Below are 17,118 nucleotides of genomic sequence, written 5' to 3' on the forward strand. Positions count from 1 at the left end.
ACTTGCTGGACCTCAACACCGCTCGGCGCCGCGAGCCATGAGCATCGGGTCGTCCTCACCGCTGGCGGCCGGGGTCAGCTTGCTGGCGACCGCCGCCAACGCCGAGCGCACCGCCTCGCGAGACCGCGCTGTCAGAACGGCCGCGGCTCGCACACCGTCGGGCCGCATGTTGATGTGATCGGGCAACGACACCATTGGCCTCCTTTGTGGGAAGAGGACACCTGCGGCCCGGGATTTAAGGCCAGCGGCCCCGGTTCGCCGTCGAACCACCACCCGGCCGCTGTTAGAACACGCTATTCATCGGTGACGTCAAAACCGACATTTACGCGTCAAATCCACGTGAACAAATTTTTCCTGGGGATCAGCAAGGGGCAAACATGGTGATGACCACGAACCCGGGTTCGGCATGAAGCCGCGATCGGTGGCGGCGGTGCTCGGCGGCGGTATGGCTGGGGTAGCGGGCTGGGATCTCTGGCAGCGCCGGCACGCCATCCTGCGCAACTTCCCGATCATCGGCCATCTGCGCTTTCTGCTCGAAGCCGTCGGACCGGAGTTGCGCCAGTACATCGTCACCGACAACAACGAAGAGCGGCCCTTCAGCCGTGACCAACGGCGCTGGGTGTACACGTCGTCGAAATTGACCAACCGATACTTCGGATTCGGCACCGACAACGACCTGGAGCGGGCCCACAACTACCCCATCATCAAGCACGCGGCATTTCCGGTATCGGCCCCGGACGGCGAGCCCGCTCATCCCGATCCCGCCGTCGCGCTGCCGGCGGCAAAGGTGCTTGGTGGCGCCCGCGGGCGTGCCAAAGCCTTCCGGCCCTCGTCTTTGGTCAACATTTCCGGGATGAGCTACGGCGCGCTCGGTGGCGCGGCCATCAGCGCGCTGAATCAGGGCGCGGCGATCGCGGGCGCCCTGCACACCACCGGTGAGGGCGCGGTGTCGCCCTATCACCTCAACGGTGGCGACCTGGTATGGCAGATCGGCACCGGATACTTCGGCTGCCGCAACGACGACGGGACGTTCAGCCTGTCGCGGCTGATCGATCGGGTGGCCGCCACGCCCTCGATACGCGCGATCGAAATCAAGCTGAGCCAAGGCGCCAAACCGGGCCTGGGCGGCATGCTGCCGGGCGCCAAAGTCACCGCGGATATCGCTGCCATCAGGGGGATTCCGGTCGGAGTGGACTGCAAGAGCCCCGCCGGACACTCCGCGTTCGCTGACGTCGACGGGATGCTCGAGCTGGTGGAGACCATCGCCGATGCGACGGGTCTGCCCGTCGGCATCAAGTCCGCCGTCGGCGAAGGGTTGTTTTGGCCCCAGCTTGCGGGACGGATGGCACGCACCGGTCGCGGTGTCGACTTCGTGACCGTCGACGGCGGAGAGGGCGGCACCGGTGCGGCCCCGCTGGTCTTCAGCGACCATGTCGCCCTGCCCTTCAAATGGGCCTTCCCCAGGGTGTTTCGCGCCTTCGCCGAAGAGGACCTGCACCACGACGTGGTGTTCATCGGCTCCGCCAAGCTCGGTATCCCCGAGAACGCGCTGCTGGCCCTGGCGATGGGCGCCGACATGATCAACGTCGGCCGGACCGCCATGTTCGCCATCGGTTGCATCCAGGCTCAGCGCTGCCACACCGGCCGATGCCCGTCCGGCGTGGCCACCCAGTCGGCGTGGTTGCAGCACGGTCTGGACCCGGCCCTCAAAGCGGTGCGCTGTGCCAACTATCTGGCCACGCTGCGCTTCGAGTTGCTGTCTTTGGCCCGGGCCTGCGGCTACGTGCACCCCGCCCTCGTCCCGTTGCAGGCGATCGAGCTTCTCGACGTGGACCTGCAGACCGTGCAGGTCGACGACTTGTTCGGCTACCAGCCGGGTTGGGGCATACCCAGCCCCGCTGACGTGGCGGCGATCACGGCTCTGATGACCAAGGCGAGCCCACCCCGATAGGGACGGTTCAGCGGCTGTTCGCCGGCTCGGGTGAGCGTTCGAGCAGCGGCGAGTGCGTCGCACCACGGGATTCGATCATGCGATTGCGCACGATGTGCTCGACCAGGATCGGAACGAACGTTTGCACCGGCGCATCGACGAACTGTGCTGCGGCCTCTTCACACCACCGCTTGATCTGGGCGGTCCGCTGATCGTCATCGAGCCCCTCGTGGCGGGCCAGCTTGTCGGCGACGTCGGCGACGTTGCGCTCCACCAGGGAGCGGCCCGCGGGCGGGCTGCCGGCATCGGTATCGACCCGCACCTCATCGAGGGTCCGCTGCGCACTCTGGTCGCTGGCATCCGGTGAGATCACCCGCAGCGTCAGATGGTGACCGTCTTGGCCGATCAGGATGAGACTGGCCGGGTCGTCGCTGCTGAAGCCCAGCAATTCGACAGTGTGACCGGCGATCTCGGCCACCGTCGGGGTCTGTTCCCACCCGTTGCGGTGGTAGCCGACCATCACGATCGGTCCCAGGCGTTCGGTAATCGAGGCAACCAGGCCCGGCAGCTCGTCCACCAACTGCCTCGACCGCGGCCACCACGCGCCATCGACATGTTCCAAAGCAGGCCGAAATGATCTCAGCTGCAAGCGAGTTTCGCGCTCCATCCCAACCACCCGTCGGTTGACTGTGCGGGTTGTCAGCCAACCCGTCGGACCCCGAATCAAAAACTACGGGCGTAGGGAACGCGCCGCGACTCGAAAGCTCGACGTCGTGGTAGCGGCTGAACGAACATTTGGTTACGTGGGCGCCCCGGCTTCGCGTTCCTGCACCGTCGCCTGCCCATCGGCGGTGACGCTGATCAGGCGCTGAGCTTGTTGCGACAGCCGCATGAGCAGTTCGGGTGCGATGACCGACGCCGAACCCGCCACCGCGGCGGCCAGCAGCGCCTGACCCCAGGCCAACGGGCCCACCGGGGTGCAACCGAACAGGTGACTGAGGCCCGGGGTGGTCACCACCACCGCGAGCACCCCGAAGGACCCGACCGTGGTCAGCACCACCAGCGGGCCGTGCGAGTCGGCCACGGTCTGCGTGAGTTGCGTGCCGACCAAACCGATCAGCGCGACCGTCGCCGCCCGGCGCCGGGTGCCGGTCGCGCTGGCCATCAGCCACGCCAGCATGGCGCCGGTCGTGGTGGAGGCGCCGCGTATCCCGATCGCTCGCCACATGGCCGCCTCGTCGCGCTCCACTTCGACGTTGCTCGTTTGGGGACTGACGGCCAACGCCGCCGCCGGCAGCGCATCGGTAAGCATGTTGACCAGCAGCATCTGCCGCGCATTGAACACCGAGCGGCCGGTCAGCAGCGTGGTGATCAGCGCGAACGACACCTCGCCAAGGTTGCCGCCCAACAGCACCGAGACCGCCGAATGCACGCGCCGCCACAGCTGTTGGCCTTCGTCGAGAGCCTCCAGCAGCGCGTCGATCCGTCCGTCCAACAGCACCACATCGGCCGCCGTCCGGGCCGCATCGCTGCCGCGGGCGGCCATCCCGATACCCACGCTGGCCGCCCGGATCGCGGCGGCGTCGTTGACCCCGTCGCCGACCATCGCGGTGACCAGCCCGGCGCGCTCGAGAGCCTGCACCACCTCCACCTTGTGTTCGGGCGACATCCGGGCAAAGACCAGCCGTGATGCGACCACCGTGGCCCGCTGGTCGGCCGACAGCGCTTCCCATTCGGCGCCGGTGATCACCTCGGAGTCGGTGACGTCCAGTCCGAGCTCCTGGGCGGTTGCGGTGGCGGTGGCGGGGTGGTCGCCGGTGATCAGGCGGACCCCGATATCGCGGTCGGCGAGCCCATTGAGCACGGACTGGGCCGTCGGCCGGGGAGTGTCGGCCAGGCCCAGCAGGCCGACCGGCGTGAGTTCGGACTGGCACAGGGATTCCAGCAGATCGGGATCGGCGGCGGCCGCGGTGGCTTGCTCGGGGCGCAGCTGACGCTCGGCCACCGCCAGCACCCGCAGGCCACCGGTGGCCATCTCGTCGATCTGCTTGGTGAAGGGGTCCGCGGCGGCCTCGGGGGCCCGCTGTAGCGCCGCCGAGAGCACCTCCGGCGAGCCCTTGATGGTCAGTCGGGTCCCGGCCAGGGCGGCGGCAAACGGGCGGCCCGACTGGAACGGCAGGAACGCGTCACGGGAGAGCCGCGGTTGCGGCTGGGAGCCGTCGCCGCGAACCTCGGGGTCGTCGGCGGCCTGGAATATCGCGTCGTCGGTGGCATGCTCAACCCGGTGGGTGTGCCTGGAGTAGGTGGTGCTCAGCGCGGCATCCAGCACCTGCCCCGGGGTGAAACCCGGCGCCGGGCGCACCGTTTTGACCTTCAGCCGGTTCTCGCTCAGCGTTCCGGTCTTGTCGAAGCACACCACGTTCAACCGGGCGAGCGCTTCGATCGAGTGGGCATTGCGGATCAGCACGGATTCGCCGGTGAGCCGGCGCGCCGCAGCGAGCTGGGCCAGCGTCACCACCAGCGTCAAGCCTTCCGGCACTGCCGCGACGACCAGGGTGACCGCACTGGCCACCGCCTCTCGCAGCGGAGTGCCGCGCGACATGCTGAGCAGCCCGACCAGGCCCCCGCTGGCGACGCTGAACGGCAACGCGCGCCGAGTGATTCGGCTCAACTGCCGCTGCAGGCCGATCTCCCGGGACTTGCGCGGGGCCATCGCCAGCGCCCGGCGCATCTCCGAACGCGAACCGACTGCGGTGACCACGGCCACCGCCGTGCCCGCCACCATCGTGGTGCCGGCATAGAGCATGCAGGCCCGCTCGGCCAGCGGGGCGCCCGGCGTGGGCTCGGTCTGCTTGGAGACCGGCAGCGACTCGCCGGTCAACGTCGACTCATCGACCTCGACACTGGATGCGTGCAACAGCCGGGCGTCGGCGGGCACCACCTCGTCGGCGTGGACTTCGATGATGTCGCCCGGACGCAGCCGCTTGGCCGGAACCTTCTCGCGACGCTGCTCGTCGAGCGGGCCAAGCCGTCGCCGCGCGGGTGGATCCTGCACTGCCAGTAGGCGATTCAGGATGCGCTCGGCGTGCAGTTGCTGCTCGGCCGACAGCGCGGCATTGAGCAACAGCACACTGCTGACCAGGAAGGCATCCAGCGGAGAACCCAGCAATGCGCTGGCGGCGGCGCCGGTGGCCAGCATCGGGGTGATCGGATCGGACAGATCGTCGCGCATCTCGGCGGTGAAATCACGAACCAGGCGCAACGATGCTGCGGTGCCGCGATGCACCATGCGAATCGGCGGCAACTTCTCCCATCGGTTCTCCGGGTCACGACGGTCTTCTTCGGCGGGACGCGGCAGCAGCCGCCGCACCTCCGCGATGGGCAGGCTGTGCCAGTCGTGGCCGGCTTCGGGCTCCGGCACCGTATCGTGAAAAACCTTGGTGCCCGAGCGGAATCCCAGATACAGGCTGACCGCCATGCCGACATTGACCGACGCCGAACCGCGCCCCGGCACACTGGGAATCAGCATCAGCGCGCCGATCGCCGAAGCCGACGCCGACAGGCGGATGGCGCTGTCGGTGGCGGTGCGCGCCGCCGGCAGCGCGTGCAGCACCCGCCAGGCGCCGGTCAGATCCGAAACCAGGACATCGGCGCCCCACGGTGGCGGATGGCGCGCCCGGAGCACCCCGATGGTGACGTCGGACCGGTGCTCGGCCTGCAGCGCCGAGGTGGTCAACAGCGCCACCGTGGCCCCACCGGCCTTCAGCTCGGCAAGCGCGGCCGCCATCGCATCGTCGATCGACTCGGCCGAGGGATAAAGGTGGTCGAATCCTTGTGTCAGAGAACGTAATCCGTCATCCTCCAGGGAAAAGACCCGAGGGCGCGCGCGGCGTGCTTCGGTGATCACCGCGGCCGCGTATGGGTCGCGAACGGGGCTGATCAGGGCCCGGCCGGTCCGCCCGGCTCCCGGGATGTCAGCCAGGTGGTGCCATCCGGGGGCCAGCCGTTGGTCGTCGAGGGCGGCCGCGACCGCCTCCCAGGCCTTGCCGCGCGCCGAATTCTGTACTCCTAAGACGCGGCTGACCGTCAATTCGTCGGTGTAGAGGGCGCGCGGATCGATCATGATCGCGTCGACCCGGTCGAGTGCCCGCAGGGCGCGGGGGCGCAGCACCAGCGCGTCGTGCTGGGAGGTCAGGCCGTTGCTCAATGCGCAGCCGAACGCTTCGCGCACGGTGCGCAACGGCTTTGGGACCGCGGCCAGGGCGGCGGCGCCGGCCGAGTCCGGGTTACGTGACAACAGCCCGACCACGGCGGCGGCGCCGAGACCGGTCAAACCGATCCGGTTGGCGTAGCGTTCCGCGGGTCCATCGGGCGAACTCGAGATGCGCTTTGGTGTTGCCGCGGTAGCGTCCGGGGTGGCGTAGCTGCCCAGGCGCGGCTCGTGCCGAAACCAGGTGGACCGGCCGTTCCACGCCTCGGCGGCGAGCATCGCCCGGGTGGCGGCTTCGGCGGCGGCGGCCGTCGGCGACAGCGTCAATGCGGCCGTGGTGGCATTGACGACGCCGAACAAGACGTCGGTGCCCTCCGGCCCGAGCCGCTTTTCCAGTTCACGCCGTAGCCGGGGCAGGTGGTCGATCAGCGTCGGGGGTACCGCGACCAAGTCGGGCAGTCGGGGCAGCCGCAGCAGGCTGCCGGTCAGCGAAAGGCCAAGGCCCATGGTGGCGGCCCCGGCCGCGATCATGCGGCCCATCAGCACCACGTCGTCGCCCGGCAGGCCGGTCGGCTGCTGCCCGGTTGTCCGCGTCCGATGGCGCCCCTCGGCAGCGGCGACGATCCGGCACAGTTGCGCCGTCGAGGGCCCCTCGGCATCGGCATCCAACGTGATCACCAGCCGTGCCAGGGTGCGATTGAGGAATGCGGTGTGCACGCCCGGTGTCTGGCGCACGGCCGCCAGTACGTCGCCGGCGATGGCCGCGGCGTCGTCGCCGCTCAAGCCGCGCACCTCGATCCAGCGCCGCCGACCATTGGTGCTGCAGCGCCGTGCCGGTGGGCCGCCCATCGCCTCGACCGCCACACCCGCCGCCGCCCGGGCCAAGGCCGGCACATCGGGGGTGGCGCGGGCCAAGGACTTTCCGATGCTGGCCGCAACGTTGCCGCCCAGCAGGGCCGTGCCGCCGGCGGTGGCCGCCAGCAGGGCTCCCGCCCGTAGCGGCGCCGTCACCAGGCCGAAACCGGGCAGATACCGCGTGATCGAGTTGTTCACGTTACCTAGCACCGATTCCCGATTGGTCTGTCAAGAACTTCCGAGCGGTCTAGCAGCCTCCCCGGTCGCACCACACTCGAATGCGTTAGCGCCGCTGCTCTCACTGGGAACACTAGTCGGGCGCGGCGACATGCGCAGGAGCCATTCAGGCCCGGATCCGCGGGTCTTTCGTCACTAGCGCAAGTCGCGCGACGGTGACCGCGTGGGTTGAAAAATTTGGCTCGCAATCTCATGTCTGCGGGCGCCGCCTGGTCCATGATGGCCCTGTCGACTCCGCGGTGGCACTACCCGGAAATTCACGCCTAGAGAGGTTCTACCCATGCGGACCGCCTACCACGAGCAGCTCGCCGATCTGGCCGCGCGACTAGGAGAGATGTGTGGCATGGCCGGGTTGGCGATGAAGCGCGCGACCCAAGCCCTGTTGGAGGCCGATGCGGTGGCCGCCGACCAGGTGATCGCCGACCACGAGCAGATCGTGGCGATGCGCGCGAAAATCGAAAAAGACGCGTTGGCGTTGCTGGCGTTGCAGCAGCCGGTGGCCAGCGAGTTGCGGTCGGTCTTCAGCGCCGCGCAGATCATCGCCGATACCGAGCGGATGGGTGCGCTAGCGGTACACATCGCCAAGATCGCCCAGGTGGAGTATCCCAAGCAGGTGCTTCCCGAGGAAGTCCGCGGCTGCTTCGCCGAGATGGCCAAGGTGGCAATCGCGTTGGGGGACAGCGCAAAACAGGTGCTGCTGACCCGTGACCCGAAGAAGGCCGCGTTGCTGCACGACCAAGATGATGCGATGGACGATCTGCATCGGCGCCTGCTCGGTGTGCTGATTGATCAGGAATGGAAATACGGGGTCGCCACGGGTGTGGAAACCGCACTGCTGGCCCGTTTCTACGAGCGCTTCGCCGACCATGCGGTGGAGGTCGGGCGCCGCGTCATCTTCATGGTCACCGGGGTACTGCCTTCCGAGGACGAGATATCCACGTATTAGGTCGGCGCGCCGCATCTGCTCTGGGCTGACAAGATGACCTCGTGCAGGTAGCGCCGAGTGTCCGGGGCCGCGTGTGGCGGTCTGGGCAGCTCCAGGATGAGTTCGATTTCGACAAGATCGCTGAGTACCTCAGCGAGGAGAACACCCTGGTCTGGGCCGATTTGTGCAATCCGGACCATGACACGTTGAGCGACCTGGCCGAAAAACTCCGCCTGAACCACTGGGCCGTTGAAGACGCGGTGGCGGCGGCGGAGCGGGTCAAGTCGACCGCCTATGTGACCCACACCTTCTTCACCGTCTATGACGCCGGTGTGGTCGGCCGCCTGGGCGAAGACACTGCGCCGATGTTGTCGATGCGCCGGATTTCGGCGTTCGTGCTCGGTCAGGGGTTGATCACCGTGCGGCTGACGCCGGATTTCGACATCACCGAAGTCACCCGGCGCTGGGATGAGATCGGCGGGCAACAGTACGGCGTGGGTGCATTGGTGCACGGCTTGCTTGACGTGGTGGTCGACAGTCACTTCGCGGCGGTGGAAGCCCTCGATGACTGCATCGAGGCGATCGAAGATGAATTGTTCGAAAACAACTCGCCAAGGGGGAGCTTTCAGCGCCGAACCTTTCAGATCCGCAGAGACCTGGTCAACCTGCGGCGCATCGCGCTACCGATGCGCGAAGTGGTCAACTCCCTGCAGCATCACCGCCTGCACGTTGAGGCCGCCCGGGAACTCGACCCGCTCTACGCCGATCTGTATGACCACGTGCTTCGGGTTTCGGAGTGGACAGAGTCGTTACGCGACATGATCTCAACCATTTTCGAAACCAACCTCTCGCTGCAAGACGCCCGGCTCAACGCCGTCATGAAGAAGCTGACCGGGTGGGCGGCCATCATCGCGGTGCCAACCGCGATCACGGGCTTCTACGGCCAGAACGTTCCCTACCCGGGCTTCGGGACGCTAGCGGGTTTCCTCGCCAGTACCAGCGTGATCGTGGTCCTGATGGCGTTGCTCTACGTGATGTTCCGCCGTCGCGACTGGCTCTGATCCCGAATCACATGCGGGACATGGTGTTTTGCGTTCAAGGGCGCGCCCAGCACCAGTCCGTTCGGCATTTGGGTGAATGAACCCAAGGAGTCCGCAGCGCCGACCCGGACGCGACGGCGCAAACTTTGCCGTTAGGGCCCCTATGCTCGGCTGGGTCGGTAGTCTCCCACCGGCGACGTCGCCACCCGGCTAGGAGGACCGCTGTGAAGCCCGCACCGCTGCGCGTCCGCGACGCCTTGGGGCCGGCGCGGGTACGACTGCACGGTGGGCCGGTGCTGGCCGAGCTGAGCGAACGGTTCGGCGCGGCCGCCCGCGCAAAGGTGCTGGCCGGCGAGGTGGTCGACGCGGCAGGCGCCATCGTCGATACCGCGACGGTGGCGGAGCCCGGATCGCATGTGTACCTCTACCGTGATCTTCCCGAAGAAGTGCCGGTGCCCTTCGAGATGCCGGTGCTCCACCAGGACGAGGACATCGTGGTCGCCGACAAGCCGCACTTTCTGGCGACCATGCCGCGGGGTCGCCACGTTGCGCAAACCGCGCTGGTGCGGTTGCGCTGCGAGCTCGGGTTGCCCGAGCTGAGTCCGGCGCACCGGCTCGATCGGCTGACGGCCGGGGTGTTGCTGTTCACCACCCGGCGCGAGTTGCGCGGGCGATATCAGACGCTGTTTGCCCGGGGTGCGGTACGCAAGACCTACCTGGCCCGGGCCGCGGTCGATGCTGACCTGGCATTCCCGCGGGTGATCCGCAGCCGCATCGTCAAGCGGCGGGGCCACTTGCAGGCGGTCTGCGAGCCCGGTGAGCCCAATGCGGAAACGCTGGTAGAGCTGATCTCACCCGAAGGCCTATACCGGTTGACCCCGCGGACCGGGCGCACTCACCAGCTGCGGGTGCACATGGCCTCGCTTGGCCTGCCGATCTTCGGGGATCCCCTGTACCCCAACGTGATACCCGAGTCGCCACACGACCTTAGCGACTTCAGCTCGCCGCTGAGCCTGCTGGCTCAGCGCATCGAGTTCGAGGATCCGCTGTCCGGCTCGCGCCGCGAGTTCGTCAGTCCCCGAGAAATATGAGCCAACCACCGGGAGTGCCTCATGAGTGAAGAAAACACACTGGTCATCGTCGCCGGGTACCAGGATCTGGATGCGGCTCAACACGATTTCGAGAATCTGACCGGTCGGGCCAACGCCAAGACTCTGCCGCTGCAAGGCGCGGTGCTGGTCGGCAAGGACAACGAGGGCAATCCCGTCCTGATCGATACCGGCAACCGTCTCGGCCGCCGTGGTGCCGCCTGGGGGGCCGGCGCGGGGCTGGCGGTCGGCCTCTTCTCGCCGGCACTGCTGGCGTCGACGGCGGTGGGTGCGGCGGCCGGCGCGCTGGCGGGCACCTTCATCCAGCACCGGGTCAAGAGCGGCCTGGCCGACAAGATCGGGCAGGCGCTGTCGGCGGGCAGCGCGGTGGTCATCGCCGTGACGCCGGCGCAGGGCCGGTTGCCGGTGGAACAGACGTTGTCGGGCTCACCGATGAAATCGGTTGCCGAATTGAGCCGGTCGACGATGCGGAGCCTGGGTGCGGCGCTGCAGGAGGCGATGGGCAAGTTCAATCCGGACCGCACCAAACTGCCGATCCCGCAGCGCAGCTTCGGTGGCACCATCGGCCGCACCATGGCGGAGTCGGTCGGCGACTGGACGATCGTCGCGGGCGCCAACGCCCCCGACGATGCACCCAACGTGCTCATCGTGCTCATCGACGACGCCGGATTCGGGGGACCGGATACCTTCGGAGGCGGCATCAGAACTCCGACGCTGTCGCGGGTGGCGAACAATGGTCTGGCCTACAACCGCTTTCATCTCACCGCGATCTGCTCGCCGACTCGTGCCGCGCTACTGACCGGCCGCAACCATCACCGGGTCGGCTTTGGATCGGTGTGCGAGTTGCCCGGCCCCTACCCCGGCTATTCGACGGTCAAGCCGCGCAGCTGCGCCGCGCTACCGCGCATCCTGCGCGATAACGGTTATGTGACCGGCGCTTTCGGTAAATGGCATCTGACCCCGGACAACGTTCAGGGTGCGGCGGGTCCATTCGACAACTGGCCGCTGGGTTGGGGGTTTGACCATTTCTGGGGATTCCCGTCGGGTGCGGCCGGCCAGTATGACCCGATCATCACCCAGGACAACTCCGTGCTGGGCATACCGCAGGGGGACGACGGGAAGCCCTATTTCTTCCCCGACGACCTCACCGACAAGGCCATCGAGTGGCTGCACACCGTACGGGCGCAGAACGCGACCAAGCCGTGGCTGTTGTACTACTCGACCGGCGCCACACATGCACCGCACCACGTGTTCAAGGAGTGGGCCGACAAATACCAGGGCCAGTTCGACGAGGGCTGGGATGTGTATCGGCAAAAGACATTCGAGCGCCAGAAGGAGCTCGGGATCATTCCGCCCGACGCCGAACTGACCGAGCGTCCCGACCTGTTCCCGGCCTGGGACAGCTTGTCGGAGGCGCAACAGAAGCTCTTCGCAAGACAGATGGAAGTGTTCGCCGGGTTCTCCGAGAACGCGGACTGGAACGTGGGCAGGCTGCTCGACGCGATCGACGGTCTCGGTGAATCGGACAACACGCTGGTCTTCTACATCTGGGGCGACAACGGCGCCAGTATGGAAGGCACCAACACCGGATCGTTCAACGAGATGACGTTCCTCAACGGCCTGGATCTCGATGCCGAGCGGCAGCTGGAGCTCATCGAACAATACGGTGGCATCGAGGCGCTCGGCGACGAGTTCACCGCACCGCATTTCGCCAGCGCGTGGGCGCACGCCAACAACACGCCGTTCCAGTGGGGCAAGCAGATGGCCAGCCACCTCGGCGGCACCCGGGACCCGATGGTGGTCTGCTGGCCCAGCCGGATCCCGCGCGAAGGCGGTATTCGAAGCCAGTTCACCCACTGCATCGATATCGCGCCAACTGTGTTGCAGGCCATCGGCTTACCGGAGCCCACCAGTGTCGATGGCTTCGAGCAGGAACCGATGGACGGCACCAGTTTCGTGCACACCTTCGATGACGCGCAGGCCGAAGAACGTCATACCGTGCAGTACTTCGAAAACTTCGGCAGCCGCTCCATCTACCAGGACGGCTGGTGGGCGTGTGCCCGGCTGGACAAGGCGCCGTGGGATCTGTCTCCGCAGACCATGGCGCGCTTTTCGCCCGGCAACTACGACCCGGAGAAGGATGTCTGGGAGCTCTACTACCTGCCCGACGACTTCTCTCAGGCCAGAAATGTGGCGGCCGAGCATCCGGACAAACTGGCCGAGCTACGTGAGCTGTGGTGGCAGGAAGCCGAACGCAATCGGGTGCTGCCGCTGCTGGGAGGGCTCGCGGTGATGTACGGCGAGCTACCGCCGCTGCCCACCACCACCCGGTTCGCCTTCCAGGGCGGGGTGCAGAACATCCAGCGTGGCATGGTGCCGCGCGTCTTCGGGCGCTCCTACGCGATCGAAGCACGGCTGCACATCCCCGATGGCGGTGCCGAAGGGGTGATCGTGGCCAACGCCGACTTCATGGGTGGGTTCGCGTTGTGGGTAGACGAACAGCGGCGGTTGCACCACACCTATTCGTTCCTGGGCATCGAGACCTACCGGCAGGTGTCCACCGAACCCGTGCCCACCGGCGATGTCACGGTCCGGATGCTGTTCGAATCCGAAGCGCCCGTGATCGGCTCCGGTGGCCGGGTGACGTTGTGGGCCAACGACCGTCTGATCGGAGAGGGCGAGTTGCCGCAAACCGTGACGCTGGCCTTCACGTCCTATGCCGGGCTGGATGTCGGTCGCGACAACGGTCTGGTCGTCGACCGGGACTACGAGGACAAGGCGCCGTATGCGTTCAGCGGCACGGTAAAAGAGGTCGTCTTCGACCTCAAACCCGTCCATCCTGACGCGGAGAAGGCGTTGCATGAGCATGCCTCGATCCAAGCCGTGGGTCAGGGTGCTGCCGGCTAGCCCGAGACGCTCGCCCGACGCTTAGGCCTGGGAGTGATGCCTGGGGCAGTACGCGGCAATGCTCACGCCGACGAAGTAGCCGGCACGGTAGCCGTCCAGGCTGCTGCTGGCCGCCACGTCACCAGCGACATCGGACTTCTGCCTGCCGGAATCGAGCGCATTGCACACCTGGTGACCGGCCATGATCGCGGCTTGTGGCGATGCGAAGTTGATGCCGTGGGACCTCACGGCGTTCAAGAAGGCGTCATCCACCGCGTCGGCGTGCGCGGTCGCGGTGGCCAACTCCGTGAGCCCGACCAGCGCGACCACCAAGACCAGGGCACGCGTTCTGCTGCTCCTCATTGCTGGAACCTCCCCGCCGAGAAGAGCCCTTCGGCCCTCGGCCGCCATACCCGCAACAGGTTGTAGTTGGCCATCCAGGCGCGGTGATGTCGGCCGTCTTTCGGGAGCGTGTACCGGTCGCAAACTGTGGCTGAATTTGCGAATGCGGCCCCGTTGCGGCTTCGCCGGAGCCGATCTTTGCATCGGAGATCTTGTTACGATGCGTCTGGCTGGCCGCGACCATGCCGACGGCGATCATTTCATCGTTGCAAGGAATTGAAGTGAGATTCAATCGATTTGGCGCCGCGGTGAGTGTATTGGCCCTCGGCGCATCGATACTTTCGGGATGTTCGGGTGACAACAACGTCGCCGGCAAAAGCGCGGCGCCGGGAACCACTTCGGCGCAAGTGACCTGCGGCGGCAAGCGGACTCTGACGGCCAGTGGTTCCACCGCCCAGGAAAACGCCATGATCCGGTTTGTCCGTTCCTTCGAGCAAGCCTGCCCCGGTCAGTCGTTGAACTACACGGCCAACGGCTCAAGTGCGGGGATTAGCGAATTCATCCGCGACCAGACCGATTTCGGGGGCTCGGATTCGCCGCTGAACAGCGACGAGCACACCCAGGCCGAGCAACGCTGCGGCTCGCCCGTCTGGAATCTGCCACTGGTGTTCGGCCCGATTGCCATCGCCTACCGGGTCAACGGTCTGACATCGCTGAACCTGGACGGCCCCACCGCGGCCAGGATCTTCAACGGCAGCATCACCAACTGGCACGATCCCGCGATCGAAGCACTCAATCCGGGCGCCGACCTGCCCACCGAACCCATTCGCGTCGTCTTCCGCAGCGACGGGTCCGGCACCACGGACAACTTCCAGCGATACCTCGATAGCGCTTCCAACGGTGGGTGGGGCAAGCGTGCCGGCAAGCATTTCAACGGCGGCGTGGGGGAGGGCGCCAAGGGCAACGCCGGCGCCGCCGCCGTCGTCAGCAGCACCGAAGGGGCGATCACCTACGTGGAATGGTCGTTCGCTCGAGAGCAGCATCTCGACATGGCCAAGATCATCACCTCGGCCGGGCCCGCTCCGGTAGCGATCAGCGAAGAGTCGGTGGGAAAGACGATTTCGGCTGCCTGGTTTGTCGGGGAGGACAACGATCTGGCTTTCGATACCCTCTCGTTCTACCGGCCAAACCAACCGGGCGCTTACCCGATCGTGCTGGCGACCTATGAGATCGTGTGCTCGAAGTACCCCGATGCGCAGGTCGCAATGGCTGTCAAAGCGTTTCTGCAGAGTTCGGTCGGTGCCGGCCAGAATGCCCTTGCGGGCACCGGATACGTGCCGATTCCCGACGAATTCAAGTCGCGATTGTCGCGCGCCGTCAGTGCCATCGCCGGACGGTGACGCGCAATGTTCCAAGGCATTTCCCGCCGTCGTCAACGCGATGTTCCGGAAAATTTTCTCGCGTAGTCAAGGTGATGTCATGGACTTCATCGCGATGCCCCCGGAGATGACCTCGGCGTTGATCCACTCGGGGCCCGGTCCCGAATCACTGATCGAGGCCGCCGATGCGTGGCAGCGGCTGGGCGCCGATTTGGAGGAATCCGTACGCGCTCACGATCCGGTGTTGTCCGCGTTGACCGATGTCTGGCGCGGCCCGTCCTCGGCGGCGATGGTTGGGGCCATCAGCCCGTATCTCACCTGGCTGCGCGCCACCGCCCAACAGTGCCAGCAACTGGCGGCATCGGCGCAGGTAGCCGCGGCCGCATTTGGCTCCACGCTGGCGACCGTGGTGCACCCCTCGGAGGTCAGGGCCAACCGGATTGCGCTGGCGCAGTTGTTGGCCACCAACCGACTGGGCCGAAACCTTGCGGCCATCGCCGAGACCGAAGCCCAGTACGAGGGCATGTGGGTGAACAACTCTGCGGCCATGTATCGCTACGAGGCGGCCTCGGTACAAGCTGTCGCATTACCGCAGTTCTCTTCGCCGCTGTCGACGCCCGATCTGACCGGCCCGGCCACTCGAGCCAACGTGGCCGCGGCGGCCGCGGCTCCCGTTGCGGCCGCCTCCCCGCTTGATGTATTGCAGTCGCTGACCTCCATCGATCCCAACAGCGGCTGGTTTGGATTGGCCAACACCTATGCCAATCAATTTGTGTCGTCCGGCTTTCCGGTCAACCTGCTCAGCTACCTGGCGCAGAACACCTCGGCGCAGGCGTTGACGTCGGTGGCCCCCGACATCGCCGAGGGGCTCTCGGAAGGTGAGTCGGCGCTGGGGGAGTCGGCGGCCACCCTGTCCAGCGCGGTGGAAGGTGTCGGCGCCGCGGCGGCGCCGACGGCCGCGTTGGGGGTCGGCATGCCGATAGGCAACCTCACCGCACCACCCGCTGCGGCCGGGCTGTTGCCAGCCGCCCAGACGCCGGTGCAACTCGCGTCGGTGGCATCACCGCTCGGGGCCGCGGAGTCCGGGTTTCCGATGCTGCCACCGCTGATGCCACCGCCGATCGCGGCGGGCAGCGGTTGGCGCAAGCGCAAGCAGCAGAAGTACGAAGACCTCGAATACGGCCTGGAACTCAAGGGGACGTTCATGCCCCGACCGCCATCGGCGGGCTGAACGGCGGGGAGGCCGTCAAGCACGTTGGGGCAGCGGTCGGTAACTTTGCGTCATGCTCGGGGTGCGCTGGCTATCACTGCTGGTTCTGTCGCTATGCCTGGTGGGGTGCGGTGAACAACAAACCTCGGTGCCCCGCGCGCGAAACGAGGCCGGAATGTTTGCGTTCGGCGGTCTCAAGCGGACCTACATCCTGCACGTGCCGCCCGGTCCGCCGACTGGGCTGGTACTCAATCTGCACGGTGGCGGCTCCAGCGGCGCCGGACAGCAACGCCTCACCGACTTCGACTCTGCGGCCGACGCGAACAACTTGCTGGTGGTGTATCCCAACGGCTACGACAAGAGCTGGGCCGACGGGCGGGGGGCCGCACCGGCCGACCGGCGCCACCTCGATGACATCGGCTTTCTGGTAGCCCTAGTGGGCAAGGTGCAGAAGGACTTTGGGGTGCCGGCCGGGCACGTCTTCGCCACCGGGATGTCCAACGGGGGATTCATGTCCAACCGCCTGGCGTGTGACCGCGCGGACGTATTCGCGGCGATCGCTCCGATCGCCGGCACGCTGGGCGTGGGTGTGCCGTGCAATCCGTCCCGCCCGGTGTCGGTGTTGGCGGCGCACGGTACCGCAGATCGGGTGGTGCCCTTCAAGGGAGGCAAGGTGCGCGGGCGCGGCGGGCTCAGCCGCGCCATCTCGGCCGCGAGCATGATCGAGCGCTGGCGGGCAGTCGATGAGTGCCAAGGCAAACCAGCGGTAGCAGAGTTGCCCGAAGCCGGGGATTCAACGGTGGTGCTGCGCTTCGATTCCACCGCGTGCGCCCCCGGCACGGAAGTGATCTTCTACCAGATCGGCAACGGCGGGCACACCTGGCCGGGCAGCAGGCAGTACCTGCCCAAGCCGGTCATCGGGGCCACCACCCGCGCATTCGACGGGTCGGAGGCGATTGTCCAATTCTTCGTGACCCACGCCCGCGAGTAGCTGG

12 protein-coding genes are annotated in these 17,118 nt (G+C 66.9%); 8 read left to right on the forward strand and 4 right to left on the reverse strand.

Annotated elements, in window-relative coordinates; all coding sequences use genetic code 11:
• Nucleotides 1-12 precede the first annotated feature (12 nt).
• Nucleotides 13-195: a hypothetical protein gene (locus tag CCUG20998_RS05920; RefSeq protein ID WP_020732083.1), complete on the reverse strand. Its 183-nt coding sequence runs from the start codon at nt 193-195 to the stop codon at nt 13-15.
• 211 nt (nt 196-406) lie between these two features.
• Here CCUG20998_RS05920 and CCUG20998_RS05925 point away from each other — a divergent pair, with 211 nt between their 5' ends.
• Entirely contained in the window at nt 407-1,951 is a 1,545-nt protein-coding gene (locus tag CCUG20998_RS05925) for an FMN-binding glutamate synthase family protein (protein ID WP_038578997.1), read from the forward strand.
• A gap of 7 nt (nt 1,952-1,958) precedes the next feature.
• Here CCUG20998_RS05925 and CCUG20998_RS05930 read toward each other — a convergent pair whose 3' ends face one another.
• Together CCUG20998_RS05930 and CCUG20998_RS05935 are read right to left on the reverse strand one after the other, a co-directional pair.
• On the reverse strand, nt 1,959-2,597 hold the full coding sequence (locus tag CCUG20998_RS05930; RefSeq protein ID WP_020732085.1) for a DUF5994 family protein: 639 nt from the start codon (nt 2,595-2,597) through the stop codon (nt 1,959-1,961).
• A 132-nt stretch (nt 2,598-2,729) separates the two neighbouring features.
• A complete protein-coding gene (locus CCUG20998_RS05935; RefSeq protein ID WP_038578999.1) occupies nt 2,730-7,193 on the reverse strand; it encodes a cation-translocating P-type ATPase in 4,464 nt (1,487 codons plus the stop codon).
• A gap of 319 nt (nt 7,194-7,512) precedes the next feature.
• Between CCUG20998_RS05935 and phoU the strand changes: the two genes are divergently transcribed.
• The 4 genes from phoU to CCUG20998_RS05955 all read left to right on the forward strand — a co-directional run bounded on the left by phoU (nt 7,513) and on the right by CCUG20998_RS05955 (nt 13,213).
• Nucleotides 7,513-8,178 carry a phosphate signaling complex protein PhoU gene (phoU, locus tag CCUG20998_RS05940; RefSeq protein WP_012393107.1) on the forward strand — a complete coding sequence of 222 codons (666 nt, stop codon included), beginning with the start codon at nt 7,513-7,515 and terminating at the stop codon, nt 8,176-8,178.
• A 41-nt stretch (nt 8,179-8,219) separates the two neighbouring features.
• Entirely contained in the window at nt 8,220-9,218 is a 999-nt protein-coding gene (locus CCUG20998_RS05945) for a magnesium transporter CorA family protein (RefSeq protein ID WP_020732087.1), read from the forward strand.
• A 203-nt stretch (nt 9,219-9,421) separates the two neighbouring features.
• Nucleotides 9,422-10,288, forward strand: a complete 867-nt coding sequence (locus tag CCUG20998_RS05950) for a pseudouridine synthase (protein ID WP_015354812.1) — start codon at nt 9,422-9,424, stop codon at nt 10,286-10,288.
• A 21-nt stretch (nt 10,289-10,309) separates the two neighbouring features.
• The gene (locus CCUG20998_RS05955) at nt 10,310-13,213 is read left to right on the forward strand and encodes an arylsulfatase (RefSeq protein WP_038579001.1); all 2,904 of its coding nucleotides are present in this window, start codon (nt 10,310-10,312) and stop codon (nt 13,211-13,213) included.
• 21 nt (nt 13,214-13,234) lie between these two features.
• On the opposite strand, the gene CCUG20998_RS05960 is transcribed toward CCUG20998_RS05955, so the two are convergent.
• On the reverse strand, nt 13,235-13,555 hold the full coding sequence (locus tag CCUG20998_RS05960) for a DUF732 domain-containing protein (protein WP_012393111.1): 321 nt from the start codon (nt 13,553-13,555) through the stop codon (nt 13,235-13,237).
• 260 nt (nt 13,556-13,815) lie between these two features.
• On the opposite strand from CCUG20998_RS05960, the gene pstS reads away from it, so the two are divergent.
• The 3 genes from pstS (at nt 13,816) to CCUG20998_RS05975 (ending at nt 17,114) form a co-directional block, all read left to right on the forward strand.
• On the forward strand, nt 13,816-14,934 hold the full coding sequence (gene pstS / locus CCUG20998_RS05965; RefSeq protein WP_038581400.1) for a phosphate ABC transporter substrate-binding protein PstS: 1,119 nt from the start codon (nt 13,816-13,818) through the stop codon (nt 14,932-14,934).
• Nucleotides 14,935-15,013: 79 nt separating this feature from the next.
• Entirely contained in the window at nt 15,014-16,144 is a 1,131-nt protein-coding gene (locus CCUG20998_RS05970) for a PPE family protein (RefSeq protein ID WP_020732091.1), read from the forward strand.
• 52 nt (nt 16,145-16,196) lie between these two features.
• The gene (locus CCUG20998_RS05975) at nt 16,197-17,114 is read left to right on the forward strand and encodes a CE1 family esterase (protein ID WP_020732092.1); all 918 of its coding nucleotides are present in this window, start codon (nt 16,197-16,199) and stop codon (nt 17,112-17,114) included.
• Nucleotides 17,115-17,118: the final 4 nt, after the last annotated feature.

Source organism: Mycobacterium marinum (assembly GCF_003391395.1).
In the GTDB taxonomy this organism is placed as follows: domain Bacteria; phylum Actinomycetota; class Actinomycetes; order Mycobacteriales; family Mycobacteriaceae; genus Mycobacterium; species Mycobacterium marinum.